General features: G+C 54.2%; 10 protein-coding genes. 2 read left to right on the top strand and 8 right to left on the bottom strand.

Annotation, left to right across the window (positions count from 1 at the left end; genetic code table 11):
- The first annotated feature begins 31 nt into the window (after positions 1 to 31).
- A complete protein-coding gene (locus tag K5905_RS01980) occupies positions 32 to 748 on the top strand; it encodes a helix-turn-helix transcriptional regulator (RefSeq protein WP_297579693.1) in 717 nt (238 codons plus the stop codon).
- Positions 749 to 1,541: 793 nt separating this feature from the next.
- Here K5905_RS01980 and K5905_RS01975 read toward each other — a convergent pair.
- The 8 genes from K5905_RS01975 to K5905_RS01940 form a co-directional block, all read right to left on the bottom strand.
- A complete protein-coding gene (locus tag K5905_RS01975; RefSeq protein ID WP_297579690.1) occupies positions 1,542 to 2,714 on the bottom strand; it encodes a tetratricopeptide repeat protein in 1,173 nt (390 codons plus the stop codon).
- 71 nt (positions 2,715 to 2,785) lie between these two features.
- The gene (locus K5905_RS01970; RefSeq protein ID WP_297579688.1) at positions 2,786 to 4,498 is read right to left on the bottom strand and encodes an SEL1-like repeat protein; all 1,713 of its coding nucleotides are present in this window, start codon (positions 4,496 to 4,498) and stop codon (positions 2,786 to 2,788) included.
- Entirely contained in the window at positions 4,498 to 5,331 is an 834-nt protein-coding gene (locus K5905_RS01965; protein ID WP_297579685.1) for a polysaccharide deacetylase family protein, read from the bottom strand. The genes K5905_RS01970 and K5905_RS01965 overlap by 1 nt, the downstream gene beginning before the upstream one ends.
- 6 nt (positions 5,332 to 5,337) lie before the next feature.
- Complete coding sequence (locus K5905_RS01960) at positions 5,338 to 7,548, bottom strand: glycosyltransferase (protein ID WP_297579682.1); 2,211 nt, start codon at positions 7,546 to 7,548, stop codon at positions 5,338 to 5,340.
- A gap of 8 nt (positions 7,549 to 7,556) precedes the next feature.
- Complete coding sequence (locus tag K5905_RS01955; RefSeq protein WP_297579680.1) at positions 7,557 to 8,321, bottom strand: glycosyltransferase family 2 protein; 765 nt, start codon at positions 8,319 to 8,321, stop codon at positions 7,557 to 7,559.
- A 755-nt stretch (positions 8,322 to 9,076) separates the two neighbouring features.
- Positions 9,077 to 10,339 carry an ABC transporter permease gene (locus K5905_RS01950; protein WP_297579677.1) on the bottom strand — a complete coding sequence of 421 codons (1,263 nt, stop codon included), beginning with the start codon at positions 10,337 to 10,339 and terminating at the stop codon, positions 9,077 to 9,079.
- Entirely contained in the window at positions 10,336 to 11,142 is an 807-nt protein-coding gene (locus tag K5905_RS01945) for a taurine ABC transporter ATP-binding protein (RefSeq protein ID WP_297579674.1), read from the bottom strand. The genes K5905_RS01950 and K5905_RS01945 overlap by 4 nt, the downstream gene beginning before the upstream one ends.
- An 80-nt stretch (positions 11,143 to 11,222) precedes the next feature.
- Positions 11,223 to 12,224, bottom strand: a complete 1,002-nt coding sequence (locus tag K5905_RS01940; protein ID WP_297579671.1) for an ABC transporter substrate-binding protein — start codon at positions 12,222 to 12,224, stop codon at positions 11,223 to 11,225.
- A gap of 316 nt (positions 12,225 to 12,540) precedes the next feature.
- Here K5905_RS01940 and K5905_RS01935 point away from each other — a divergent pair, with 316 nt between their 5' ends.
- The gene (locus K5905_RS01935) at positions 12,541 to 13,920 is read left to right on the top strand and encodes an aminotransferase class III-fold pyridoxal phosphate-dependent enzyme (protein ID WP_297579668.1); all 1,380 of its coding nucleotides are present in this window, start codon (positions 12,541 to 12,543) and stop codon (positions 13,918 to 13,920) included.
- Positions 13,921 to 14,056: the final 136 nt, after the last annotated feature.

Below are 14,056 nucleotides of genomic sequence, written 5' to 3'. Positions count from 1 at the left end.
AAAAAAATGACAAAAACTCGGGAGGCCACAAATGTCGAACCAATTGCGTTATTTATATTTTATAGGGCCTGGTGATCGTTTGCCTAACCCACTCGAAAATGCCCTGGTCAGGGAACTTCCTGATCTGGCGGTGCATATTACCAATGACTGGGTAAACCTGGTCCGTACCGCTGATCATGATGATGCCTACCCGAATTTGATCCTCATTGACGAGGCGTATGGGGTGGCTAATACAACCAACCTTCGACAGTTTCAGGACAAATACCCCAATACCGGATTGTGTCTGACTTTCAACGGTGATTATCACTCCAAGCAGTATATTCGCGAATGTCTCAAAACTGGAGTAATTCACAATATCCTGCCCATGAATTTGAGACTGGATCTGTGGCTGTTTGCCGTGCAGATCATGTTGCATGGTGGATCTTACATGCCGCCCGACCTTGTCGAGCTGTTGGAGATTGACCGGAATATGCAGCTTGAAAAAACACGAAACACTGAGGAAGTCGTTCAGACCGGCGATCATCATGCCGTCGGTGCTCTCACACCGCGGGAGCGGGAGGTGCTTGCTCTGATCGCGCAAGGGCAGCAAAACAAAACTATCGCCGCTAATCTGAATTTGTCCGAACACACAATAAAGCTGCACATTCACCACATCATCTCGAAAATGGGTGTGTCCAACCGGACTGAGGCAGCAGCAGCGTTTTTTCAAATTCAGGACGCCGATGATCGACGCCGCCTGGAAAGATAGAGTTTGCTCGGTGATTTGAGCATGCTTCTGTGAGGCGTTCAATGATGTTCGCGCGCAGGCTCAAGTGACCTGTGACCAGGTTGCTTCGACTTCATTATGTGTCGACAAAACGATCAGCTGCTTGCGTAGCTTCAAGCCAGCCTGCTTTCTTTCCGGTATGCCCTTCAAATGAGCGCCGGCTTCGATAGGAGGTCGGCGGTCTTGCTCGCTCTGCGATAGACAAGCCCGACCTTTCGCAGGTCTCCTTGCAAAAGAAGGCCTGCGTAATAATGAAATGCCCTTACCGCGCAAACCTATTCCGTTTGAATGGTCGCTTAGTTGGTAATGTTTGGATTACCTCTATGGTAATTCAGATTCGTAGCATTCTTCTTATCTATTAGATCTTGCATTGTCAGCATTCTGAGATGAAACCAGAATGTGTCTTCTGGTTGATACTTCCGATCATACTCAGGCGGAGCGTCCGAGTAGTCGGTTAGATGCTGCCCACTTTCCATCCCGTTAGCCTTTCAATCTAAAAATAGACGAGCACAGCGACCCGTTGCGATGGGGATGTCATTTACTGTATTTTGCTAATTTCCACGACCTCGCAATAATATTAAAAAATGCCGTAGATGTCATCTAGAGCTTTAGGACTAAATCTTTAAATTTGGGGAAAAATTGTTCATAGTTTTGTCCAATTTGGAGAAGATGGGTGTGGTTCTGCAAGCCTGTGACCTCAAATTGCACAGCCGGGCCAGGAAGTTGGCGTGATATTGGACGTCAACTCGAATTCTGCAGAATTTTGCTCAAAAATTCAAAACGCGTGAATGAGCAAACGTGTCGTCTGAACCGAGAGAGGTCCGCGCCTGCACATGGTTTTAACACCCAGGGATGCGCAGTAGTTCATAATTGCTGAAATCGTCCTTCGTTTCAAAAGTCCATCCAGCCGCCCTCGGAAAAAACCGGTTTCAGATAGACGCATTTGAACAAAATAGAAGAAAGCATTCGGATTGCTTCTAAGAGTTCTCCTCAGCAGGCTTGGGCGACTGCGCGGCGGAATTGTATCGATCCGATCGTAAAGTGAAGCATAGGCGGCCTTTTCCGCGGACAGGATGTCGAGAAGAAGTTCGCGATACTCCAATTCACCCGGATCGATGCGTCCTGCGATTTTTTCAAGACGCGCGCGCGCCATTCTGATGTTTCTGGCAGACAGGTAGCGGGACCCCCAGTTTTTCGGATCGAGATAGTAGTCGAATAGGCGAAGTGCCGCTTCCCGGTTGCCGTTGTCAGCCATGCCGGCAAGTTTGTTGAGCAGTTTGCTCCGGGGTAACAGTTGCGCGGCCCGATTATCCCGCCGCATCGCCAGTGCAATTGTCGCGTCTGCGACACCTCTCTTTTCAGCCTCCCGGAACATTTCCAAGCCTGATCTTGGACGCCCAACCTGTCTGAATTCTCCTTCGACCAAACCTGTGCCCATCAGATAAAGCGCATAGGAATTTCCGAGGGCCTTTGCTCGGGCGAGATATCCGTAAGAGCGCCTTGGGTCCTTTCTGCCGAACAGGCCGTATCGGTAGATTTCAGAAAGGCGCAGGGCTGCTGTAATGTTTCCCGCATCGGCAGCTTTTTCGTATGCTGCGAGCGAGGCGTTAAGATCAATGAAACCGGCATAGCCGAGAGCATAAATATCGCCGAGACTTACATGAGCGCTCAAACTGCCTTCTGCTGCAATCGTTTTGATTTCCTGAAGAGCGCTTTCAATATCCTGTTTCGTTCCAATTCCGCGAAGAGACATCTCCGCCATGCGCAACCGCGCCGTCCGATCACCGAGTTCCGCTGCCTTGGAAAAATAGACCAGCGCCTGCGATGGGTCGTATTGCAACAACCTGCCGTCCAGGATCAGTTCGCCCAATCGAGAGAGGGCAGAAGCCTCAAGCGATCGGGATGGTGTTTCTGCCTCGGCAGCGGATAGGTGAAAACAGATAAACATCAACAGAAGCACCTGCATGCAGCGCGCCCAATGGCGCACCGCATGAAGAAGCAGACTGGAGATTATCCCTGTCATTGAGTGTTGGCGTTGTTGATCGGACTGACTTCAGCCGGAGGCTCAATACCTGCCGCTTTCTTGTAGTAGAGAACGGCAAGCTCCCCATCAGCTGGAATGATTTCGCCGCGGCTGTAAAGGTCGCCAAGCAGGATATAGGCCATCGCGACACCGCGTGCGGCGGCTGCTTCATATGCGGCAATCGCGGCATTCGCGTCGATCTTTCCTGCCTCACCAGAGACGTAAACCGTCCCGAGCGTGAGCAACGCGTTGGGATCTCCCGCATCGGCTGCAGATTTCAGGAGCGTCATGCCCGCTTGCTGGTCGACTTCTGTTCCCTGACCGCGCAGAAGCATCAAAGCTGCCTGCACCCGCGCCGTTCCGCTGCCGGCGGCCGCGGCGGTTTGATAATAACCGAAGGCCTTGTTGAGGTCCTGGGCTTGTCCTTCCCCGATTGCGCCGGAGTGATATTCAGCCAGCATCAGGTTCGCGTCAGAATTGCCACCTATCACCAACAGTTCAAGCATGGCAGCTCCGGCCTTCATGTCCCGTTGGGTTCCAATGCCTTCGATCAGCATATAGGCCATTCTCAGCTTTGAGCTGGGGTCGTCGGCCGCCGCGGCATTCTTGTAGTATTCGAAGGCCTTTGGGAGGTTTGCCGAGACGGCATTTTCGGATCCGTTCTCATAGAGCTGGCCAAGAGAATACATTGCAGACGCATCGCCGGCTTTGGCCATTTCCTGCAAAATACCAAGGCCCGCGTCCGGATCCTGACCTACACCTTCACCGCGGATCAGCATCAAGGCTGTCTGCTTGCGCCCGGTGGTGCTGCCTGCCTGGCTGGCTAGGGAATATGCCTCATAGGCTTTTACCGGATCGGGGGGCAGCAAGTCTGCAATACCGGTCAGATGAATGTCTCCCATGAGCAGCAGTGCTGAAGGGTCATTTGCTTCAGCAAGCTGATGAGCGATCTCATATCCTCTTTTTGGTGTGGCTGGAGTCCCTTCACCGTCTATCATCATGCGTGCGGTGATAAGCGATGCAGCGATATTGCCACCATCTGCAGCGCGTTTGTAATAGTCGAAACTGCGAGCCGCATCGATATCGACCCCCTCTGCCGATCCGGTTCTGTAAATGTTGCCAAGCGCCATCAATGCCCTGCCATTGCCATTGCCCGCCGCTTCCGACAAGAGCGCGATACCGCCGTTGATGTCGTGGGACGTTCCGTTGCCATCAATCATCATCAATCCGATGTTGACGGCGGCCGTCTCACTTCCCAATTCAGCTGCCTGCTCGAAAAAGGAAAAGGCCTTTTCCGGATCTGCCGTAACCAGATCGCCATCTAGATAGAGATCGCCAAGCCGCAAAAAAGCATCCGGATTCCCCTGGTTCGCCGCCACCTGATAAACACCGATTGCGCTTATGCTGTCCGGCTGCGGGTTCTCATCAGAACTGGTGATGAGTTTTTCGGGAGGGATTGCAGCAAGTATTCTGCCGTTGCTGGTCGAAAGGTTCTGATAATAAGCAAGTGCGATTGCGCCGTCGCTCCGTCCTATTGTGCCTTCCAGGTACATGTCGCCGATTAGCGTGATGGCTTTTGAGATTGCCGGATCTGTTTGTCCGGAACCGCTTGTGGCCTCTGCAGCATTCCCGGCAAAGCCGGTCGCAAGGCAGGTTGCGAAGATCAAGGCGCCGCGTTGTAATGCGGTCGAACAAAAAATCTGTTTCATCAAATCCGTCCCCCAGCAGGCATAAAGGGGCCATCGCCGGTCAGCGGTGGCTTCAGTCGGTTGCGAATGCGCCGCGCAATTCGCCAGCAGGTTCCGGCGAGGCGATCCTGAGGCGGCGCTGTTGGTATCCCCTTGCCCTCGAGCAAGGCGATCAATCCCTCTGGGTCGTGTTTCTGAGTGACGATCAGACGGGAAAGTCCATAACGGTTCTCTGATGCATGGGAGAGCGCATGGCGAACACGCACAGCCGACGCGTATCCGGCTTCGTGCACCAGTTGCCGGGTTGTCGGTGAGGCATAACCATGCGGATAGGCAAATGTCGAAACGCGAGCTCCGATCATGTCTTCAAGCACGAGGCGGCTGTCGCGGATCTCTCGTTCGCAGGCTTTGCGATTCAAAAGGTCGAGTTCGGGATGTGTCAGGCTGTGGGCCCCGATTTCGATGCCGTTGAAATGAAGATCTCTTATCTCCTCGACACGCAACATGGGTCTGTCGCCTTCTCCCAATGTGGCCAACCAGTTGCTGCTGCTGGCAACACGGCCGGCGACCACATAGAGCGTTGCCTGAAACCTGTTTTCTTCGAGAATCGGAAAAGCCCCGATCAGAAAATCCTGCAGACCGTCGTCAAATGTCAGCGCGACAAACTTTTGGGGAAGTGGAAGTCCGGCATCGAGCCGCCTCAGAATTGTGGATATGCCGAACACAGAATAGCCGTTCTCCGACAGGGCAGCCATTTGGCTGGCAAAGCGCGACGGGGTCACAGCCCATGTCTTGTAGCGTGCGTCTACCTGGTCGGCCACGGAATGATACATCAAGATCGGAATGGTACGCATGATCGATCACTCCAGCGATGGGTCTGCGCCCGCCAGAACCTGCGAACGCGTTCTTGAGGAAATGGAGCGGCGTGTTTTGAAACGACTTTGGAGATATCCGGGCAGGCCCATAAGAATGCCGAAACGCTCCCGCCAGATCAGGTGGCGGGGGTAGTCATCGGGCAGCCGCACCATCTTCTCAGACTTGCTCGAAAGCAGATGTGTCAAGGCAGCGGGAAATTTTCTGCCGAGCAGAAACAGTTTGCCCGGATTATCGAAAACCTGCTTGGTGAGATATGCTCCCAGACCGACGCCGTAGCCATAAGCCTGGCGGCGCACGCCGGCTTCTGCGCGTCTGTGGAAGTGCCAGACGATTGCACCGGGCGAATAGACAAGCTGATACCCGGCTTCGAGTATAGCGACGAAAGAGGCCAGGTCATCACCGCCTCGTGCCGGAGTTCCGGCGCCGAGTGCGCCGTCAAACGCACCGGCTTCAACGAGTGCCTTCCGCCTGAAAGCCATATTCGCCCCGGAGCCGAAGGTGCCGGCTGTATAGGGGAACAAAGGATCCGCGGGCTTGTTGTCCTCCAGATCATATACGCGTCGGTCCACGCCCTTGCCGAAACCACCGTGCCGTTCGACCCAATATTGTGCCCGTGTTTCCAGCTCGGCGGGCAAGATCATGCCCGTTACGCAACCGATTTTTGGAGATATTGAAAATTCAGACGCAATTGTCGCAACCCAGTTGGGATCGACAATGACATCATCGTCCGTGAATGCGACGATGTCCCCCAGCGAAAGCGCCAGTCCGGTGTTGTGGGCGGTTCCCAAGCCAGCACGATCTTCACGCGCATATTGCACACGGCCGCTCGGTGCGAAGACTCCGGCAATAAGATCGGCAGTCGCATTCGAAGACGGAGCATTGTCGACCACGATAATGTTCATGGCCGAATAGGATTGTTGCAGAAGGCTATCAAGGCATTTGAGAAGACTGTCAGGTCTGTCTCTTGTCGCCACGACAACAGTTACCCACGGGCTGCGAGGACCGGAAGGTGTTCTAAGCAGGTGGGAAACATTCGAGTGCGGCAGGCGGTCGAGAATTTCGCTTACGCAATTATCGATCTTCCTGGACCTGTCGAAGCGCAGTTCCTCGATGGCGATCGGGGTGCCTTTGGATCTGAACAGGCAAAACGCGCCCCCACACCACGCATCCGGTTTCAGTTGATCCTGAAGGCGCGAAGGTGGACGGTTTCCCAGATCCCAGTCAATGATTTGAATGGGCTCAAACGGAGGCGGAGGGCGGTGCTGGGCCCTTGTGGACCATACACGTTCACGGCAGTAGGCAACGGTTGTGACGGTCAGTCCGGTCAAAATTGCGCCAGCGCGGGCCAAGCCGGACAAGTCCCCGCGCAAAGCCTCACCGATGTTACGCAATACGCCTTCAGGAAGGGTCTTGAAGGCGAAGCTTCTTTCGTTGGAAAGGGCTCGGTCAGGGCCGATCAGGCGAGCCATTTGTGCTTTTGACCTTCCTTCAGCCCGGCAGCGACCCATGAAATGTTTCCAGGTGCACCGTGCAGGAGGCACATGGTGGCGAACGCGGGCCTGTGGCTCGTAGAGAATAACCTGGTTGGGAAGGAGGGATTTGGCCCTTATGAAAAATTCCGTTTCTTCACACCCGGCCGCGTTGTTGCCGACACGGCCCAGGCCGGATCGAAAGCCGCCGGTTTGCTCCAGGACGTTTCGGCGAACCGACATGTTGCAACCGATCAGATTGCGCACCGGGCGTCGTTCCCTGGGCAGTCCGATGTAGCTGCATCCGTTGACCCAGTCGAACTCATAGGGAAACCATTTAGGCCGCCCGATTGTCCAGGCAGGGGCAATGGAGCCACCGACGGCCATGACAGCGGGATCTTCGTAGGCGATCGCGATCTGTTCCAGCCAACAAGGGTCTGCGGCCGCGTCATCATCAAGAAAGGCGACGACATCTCCAAGCGCACATTTGACGCCTGTGTTCCTGGCGCCCGAAAGCCCTTTTTCGTATTCGTTCCTGATGACTTCGACGGTTTTAAATTCGGACTTGAGAACCCTGAAGAGGGCTTCACTGTGATCGCACACGATAATCAGAGACATCGCCGGGTAAGTCTGTGCGCGCACGGAGGACACCATCTCGCCGATGTGGCGCAACCGATCCAGCGTATGTGCACAGACAACGACCGATATCGTGACGGGTGTGCTCATCTCGAGTCTCAGGGGTTGGGGTTGCGGACATCGGTTGAATTTGTTGCCAGTCGGCTGTTGCTGATCGGCGCTGGGGTGCCCAGACGGCTGCCTGGAAGCGGCAATCCCAGACGGGCGATCGTCATCAGAACGCGCCAACCGTCCGGGAAAGTCCTCAAGTTGCTGACGCCATAGGCGCGAGGGGCTTCCTTGCTGGGAACTTCCGAAATGGCCAGTTGAGCCTGGAGAGCCTGCACGTTCATGCTGGTTTCGATTTCGAATCCGTCGTCGTTTTCAAGGGAAAGCCGCTGCAGGCTCTCGCGCCAAAATGCGATGTAGCCGTAACAAAGGTCGGTAAACCTGCCGCCAAATCTCCAGGTGACGAGCTTGACAAAGCCCCAGTTGCCAATGCGCCGATACCATTCCATGTCATCAGTTCCGCCGCCTTGCAGGAATCGGGACCCCTTTACGAAGTCCGCGCCGGAAAGCAGAGCGCCGACAAAGGCAGGTATTTCCGCCGGATCCATGGAACCGTCAGCATCTATCATGACGATGATATCGGAGCGGGAAGCTGCAAAACCGCATCTCAAGGCAGCGCCTTTACCTGGGCGGTCTTCGGAGACGATTTTGATGCCGGGCATGAGGTTGCGGGCAACCGCAATTGTGTCATCTTCGGAATTCCCGTCTACCAGGATCACTTCATCGATCCATCCGGGGATTTTCTTTAATACCAATGGAAGATTTCGAGCTTCGTTTTTAGCTGGTATTACAACACATACTGTTGGGTTCCGCATGATAACCTACTCCGGCATGTCCTCTCCTTTGCGCTTGTTAGATAAGTCGAAATATACATTCATGTTTTTATTGTATATCTCGATCCCTAAGCTTGTTTGCGATCAAGGGTAGGGTTGGTAATTGTATTTCTTACGATTTGTTAATTATATTTTTCTTTCGATAAATTCGAAATATATAATAATAGGTATAATCAAAAGAGCAGTGACACATGCTTCGATCAGGCCAAAGAACGAATGAACTCTGGATCGATTAACAACGGCAAGTTTTTGAAGTCGCAGGAAATTGTTATACATTGGGAGGCGCGACGGCTCCCTTTTCATGTATAAAATCGGCTTAATGGTAATAGCGGAAGAGAATGATGCCGCATTCTTGAGCGAATATTTCTGAAATTTCGACTTTCAAGAAAAGTCCCCATGGCTTCAAGAGGCCTCATTGATGCCATAGGGAAATGAGTTGGGGGTTGTTTGCACATCACCCGACTATATTAATTCATAACGACTTTTAATGAATTATATAATTATATATAGATGTTTAATACTATGTCGGTGAAAGACACAGGTCATACCCTCCTAATACAAGCTGCGATTGCGCGGCAACGGCGAGAAGCTGCAAGGTGTCGAGCGAAAAGCAGATTTTCTGCCAGGTTCAGCGCTCCAGCCTTGGGGTATCAGGTTCTGGCTGACTATTGTGTCAGTGAATTGTTTTGCCCGGACAGGGGAACGGCACGCAAGCGTTTCCCCTGTCCGGGTGAAGTTTATGAACGGCCTTTCCAAGGCACCAGGACCCGTTCGGCCATACGCATCAGGATGTCGATGCTGTAGCCGACAATCCCGATAAGAATGATGCCCATGATAACGATATCGGTGAGCTGAAACTTCGAGGCTGCGATGATCATCATCCCCGCACCTTTTTGCGCGGCGACCAGTTCGGCGGCAACGACCGTTCCCCAGCAAACGCCCATCGCAACTCGTGCTCCGGTAAAGATTTCGGGAAGCGAGTTCGGCACAATAACGTATCTGAGCACCTGGCGCTTGTTGGCACCCAGCGAATAGGCAGCGTGAACTTTGGAGATGTTGACCCCGGAGACACCTGCTCTTGCCGCAATCGTCATGATCCAGAGGGCTGCAAGGAACAGCAATACGATCTTGCCGGTTTCCCAGATGCCGAACCAGATGATGACAAGAGGGATCAAGGCGAGCGGCGGAACCGGACGCATGAATTCAACAATCGGATCGAACCAGCCACGGACCCAACTTGAAAGACCCATTGCGTATCCAAGTGGAATCCCGATGAGAGAACCTGCGATAAAACCACCGATAACCCGGATGAGCGACCAGCCCAAATGCTCCCACAAAGTAAAGTTCTGATAACCTTCGGAGGCGATGCTGATGAAACGCTCCACCACGGCTTCTGGAGACGGCATCCAAATCGGCTCCATCTGCAAACCGGTATCGGGCTGAAAGTTCAGCGAGCCTTTTGCCGTCATGGTGACGGTTCCATTCGCAACGCGTACGTTTTCACCCGGAGCGATCGGCGTTCCGTCAACGGCGGTTACCTTGGCACCGTCACCGTCGTTTCGTGCGACCTTCAACAGCACGGATCTCCAGGCCCCGACGCTTGCGGAATCGTTTTGAGCGAAACCATCGTTGGGAGGCGGTTCAGGTGCTTTTATCTTGTTGCCGACTTCGTGCACCACAACATTGACGGAAGCTTCGTTGGTCTGTCCGGCTTCATTTGTAACCGTGTAGGTGAAGTTGGTCTCACCGACAAACGGACCTGGAACATGAAAGGGCACCAGGCTTGATCCGGTGAACGCGCCCCAAATGAAGAAGATCACGACGATCGAGATGATGGACGCCGCACGGTTTGGACGGATCGCACTTTCGTCGCCGAACGTCACTGTCTTGAGGCTGGTGAAATCCTGCCGTCGCTGGCTAAGCCCGGTGACATAGGTGACGAGAAAGTACGCCGCAATGAACAGAGACGCATATATGAGGAAAACGATAAGTCCGGTCATGCTGCGGTCTCCGATCGGCCCATGATTTCCTCTTCCATTTCCCAGATCATCGACAGGATTTCTTCCCGAGTCTCGGCAAATCCTTCGCTTTTCTTGACTTCTCGCAGATCGGCAAGAACCCCGCGTTCTGCAAAGGGAAGACGGTATTCCTTGTGAATGCGGCCAGGACGGGGAGCCATCACCAGGAGCCTTTCACCCAGCAGCAGGGCTTCCTCAACCGAGTGGGTGATGAGGATCACCGTCTTGCCGGTCTCCTTCCAGAGCTTCAGGACCAGTCCTTGCATCTTTTCCCGCGTCAGGGCGTCCAGCGCTCCGAGCGGTTCGTCCATCAGTATGACGTCCGGGTCATTGGCGAGGCAGCGTGCCAGAGCAACACGCTGCTGCATGCCTCCGGAAAGTTCATAAACCGCTTTTTCCTTGAAATCCTGTAGTCCGACCGTTTCAAGCAAATGGTCGACGATATCGTCGCGCTCTCCTTTTGGCATCGACTTCATTCTGGGGCCGAATTCAACGTTCCTGCGAACGTTCATCCATTCAAACAATGCCCCTTTCTGGAAAACCATTCCGCGCTCGGCGCCAGGTCCGGTTACCACGTGACCATTCATGCGCACCTGGCCACTGGTCGGGGCGAGAAATCCTGCGACGATGTTCAAAAGCGTGGTCTTGCCGCATCCTGATGGTCCCAGAACCGACATGATCTCGCCAGTGCCGAGTTCGATCGAAACATCTTCCAGAGCCTGAACATACGTTCCGTTGGGCAAATCGAAACGCATGGATAGATTTTCAATGTGAAGGCCGTCCATAGCCTGCCGTCTCCTGCAGCTTGAGCGTTGAAAGAATGGGGCGGCCGGGTGGCCGCCCCACGTAATGCAGGAAATGCGTGTTACTGGCTCTTGGTCGCGGCCAGATGGCTGGAGTCGACCGTGTCGACATAGGTGTCAAGCGCCTGCGGGATGGAGCCGGCATCCTGGAAGACCTTGGCAACACCCAGCATGAAGCTCTGGACGTTTCCACCCATCCATTTGTCGCTCAAGGCTTCATCGACAGAAGGGAAGGTGAAGGTTGAGAGCGAAGCTTCTGCGTCAGCCGGATCCATACCGGCGTCTTTTGCAATGACTTCGAGCATTTCAGCCTTTTTGTCACCGGCATTCCACATGGCATTGGCGTCTGCGGTTACTTTAAGGAACTTGGTCAGAAGTTCACTTTCCTCGGAGGCGAAATCAGCAGGAACACTGATGCCGTCAAATACGAGAATGCCGAGCTCTTCCTTTTCCGCACCGGTCAAGAGAACGTTGCCATGCTCTTTCATGCGACGCAGCGCACCACCCCAGCCACACACCATGTCCAGGTTGCCCTGGGCAAATGCAGCAGCGCCATCCGCAGGCGCCATGTCGACGATTTCCATGGTCGAAACGTCGACATCGAAGTGTTTCATTTGCTCAAGGAAACCGAAGTGCGCTGCTGTGCCGATCGGAACGCCAACTTTCTTGCCTTCAAGCTCCTTCGCATTGCCTTTCTCGATTTCAAGAGTTTCGGCAACCACGCAGTTGTCGTTTTCGGAGTAGCTGACAGCGATATCCGTGAGGACCAGATCCTGACCGGCGGAGGTTGCGACGACGAAGGGAGGAATGCCCTGACTGACGGCGATCTGGACGTCTCCTGACGCCATCGCTGCCGACATGGCGGTGCCGGTATCGAACGACACCCAGGTGACGGGCACGCCGAGGGCCTCGTCATACATGCCGGTTGCCTTGGCATACTGGAACGGCATGGGCCATTCGAGGAAGTAGGCGACAGTCAGTTCGTCTGCGGCGGAAGCGACCTGGACACTGCCCACGAAGGACAAAGCAGCCAGTGTGCTCAAAAACTTTGATTTGATGGTCATTGTTATTCCCACTGTTCCCTGGTTGGAATGCAGGTGTGCGGGTTTTCCCGTCTTATGCCATTTGTGTAATTCGGCTAACCTGCGTGGTAAAAATGGTTACGGCAGAAAGACGCTGTGACAATAAAAACACTCGACTGGATCTAACGTAATTCCAGATCTGGCCCTATATGTCGCTGTCGGGCCGTGCAGTCTGATCTCGAAACCAGCAGTTCCTTGTTTCAATAATGTGCAATTGCCCATTTGCGAGCAAGACCTGACCGCGTTCGAACTCTCTGAAATCTTTGCGCATGACGATGAAATACGAAAGGACATTGCCATGAACATTGCAGCAGCCCCGAATGACATGAGCGATATCATTGAGGCCGACCGCACCCATGTCTGGCATCACTTGCTCCAGCACAAATCGCTGGAGACCGTCGATCCCAAGATCATGGTGGAAGGAAAGGGCATGCGGCTCTGGGATGCCACCGGCAAGGAACATCTCGATGCTGTCTCCGGGGGCGTGTGGACCGTCAATGTCGGCTATGGCCGCGAATCCATTGCCGACGCTGTTCGCGACCAATTGGTGAAACTGAACTATTTTGCCAATTCGGCAGGCTCCATTCCCGGTGCTCTGTTCTCCGAACGTCTGATCTCGAAGATGCCGGGCATGAGCCGGGTCTACCTGACCAACTCGGGAACCGAAGCCAACGAGAAGGCGTTCAAGCTTGTCCGGCAGATTGCCCACAAGCGTTACGGTGGCAAGAAGCACAAGATCCTGTTCCGCGAGCGGGATTACCATGGCTCCTCTATCACTGCGATCTCAGCCGGTGGTCAGCCGGAGCGGAATGCGCAATACGGTCCCTATACACCGGGCTTTGTTGAAGTGCCGCATTGTTGTGAATACAGGGCGCAGTGGGATGTCGAAAACTATGGCGAGCGGGCGGCCGACGCCATTGAAGAAGTGATCCTGCGCGAAGGTCCGGACACCGTCGGTGCGCTTTGCCTCGAACCGGTGACTGCCGGTGGCGGTGTCATTACGCCGCCCGAGGGATATTGGCAGCGTGTTCAGGAAATCTGCCGCAAATACGAGATCCTGTTGCATATCGATGAAGTTGTGTGTGGCGTCGGCCGAACCGGAAAATGGTTCGGGTACCAGCATTACGGGATCGAACCGGATTTCGTGACCATGGCAAAAGGCGTTGCTTCCGGCTACGCGGCAATTGCCTGCATGGTGACGACGGAACGGGTATTCGACCTGTTCAAGGATGACGCAGGCGATCCGCTGAACCATTTCCGGGATATTTCAACTTTTGGCGGGTGCACGGCGGGTCCGGCAGCCGCGCTTGAAAACATGCGGATCATCGAGGACGAAGGCCTTCTGGACAACACCACGGCCATGGGTGAGCGTCTTGTGAGCAATCTGCACGTGCTCATGGAAAAGCATCAGGCCATTGGCGATGTCCGGGGCAAGGGGTTGTTCTGCGGAGCTGAACTTGTTGCAGATCGGGCCACGAAGGAGCCGGTGGCAGAAAAACTCGTGCAGGCCGTTGTCGGAGACTGCGCGTCGCAGGGCGTGATCATCGGCGCAACCAACCGCTCTTTGCCTGGCCTCAACAACACCCTGTGTCTGTCTCCGGCCTTGATTGCGACCTCGGATGACATCGATCAGATCACGGATGCAATTGACGGTGCGTTGACGCGGGTCTTTGGATAAAGACCAGGCGAAGTCCGCTAGAGAAAACCATTGCACATGGCAGAGCGAACTCTGCCATGTGCCTTTGAGAAGTCGAATGAGATTTCCCTTTTGATAGACGAACGGTCCGGCAGGATTTGCCAAATTGCCAAACCGC

It is taken from the genome of Roseibium sp., from assembly GCF_025698965.1.
In the GTDB taxonomy this organism is placed as follows: Bacteria; Pseudomonadota; Alphaproteobacteria; order Rhizobiales; family Stappiaceae; genus Roseibium.
This window is presented reverse-complemented; position numbering and strand designations above follow the sequence as displayed.

Excerpts from the sequence above, each read along its gene's own strand:
- K5905_RS01960 (WP_297579682.1), bottom strand. The coding sequence starts at position 7,548 with ATGAGCACACCCGTCACGATATCGGTCGTTGTCTGTGCACATACGCTG.
- K5905_RS01940 (WP_297579671.1), bottom strand. The coding sequence starts at position 12,224 with ATGACCATCAAATCAAAGTTTTTGAGCACACTGGCTGCTTTGTCCTTC.
- K5905_RS01955 (WP_297579680.1), bottom strand. The coding sequence starts at position 8,321 with ATGCGGAACCCAACAGTATGTGTTGTAATACCAGCTAAAAACGAAGCT.
- K5905_RS01950 (WP_297579677.1), bottom strand. The coding sequence starts at position 10,339 with ATGACCGGACTTATCGTTTTCCTCATATATGCGTCTCTGTTCATTGCG.
- K5905_RS01935 (WP_297579668.1), top strand. The coding sequence starts at position 12,541 with ATGAACATTGCAGCAGCCCCGAATGACATGAGCGATATCATTGAGGCC.
- K5905_RS01975 (WP_297579690.1), bottom strand. The coding sequence starts at position 2,714 with ATGTTTATCTGTTTTCACCTATCCGCTGCCGAGGCAGAAACACCATCC.
- K5905_RS01965 (WP_297579685.1), bottom strand. The coding sequence starts at position 5,331 with ATGCGTACCATTCCGATCTTGATGTATCATTCCGTGGCCGACCAGGTA.
- K5905_RS01945 (WP_297579674.1), bottom strand. The coding sequence starts at position 11,142 with ATGGACGGCCTTCACATTGAAAATCTATCCATGCGTTTCGATTTGCCC.
- K5905_RS01970 (WP_297579688.1), bottom strand. The coding sequence starts at position 4,498 with ATGAAACAGATTTTTTGTTCGACCGCATTACAACGCGGCGCCTTGATC.
- K5905_RS01980 (WP_297579693.1), top strand. The coding sequence starts at position 32 with ATGTCGAACCAATTGCGTTATTTATATTTTATAGGGCCTGGTGATCGT.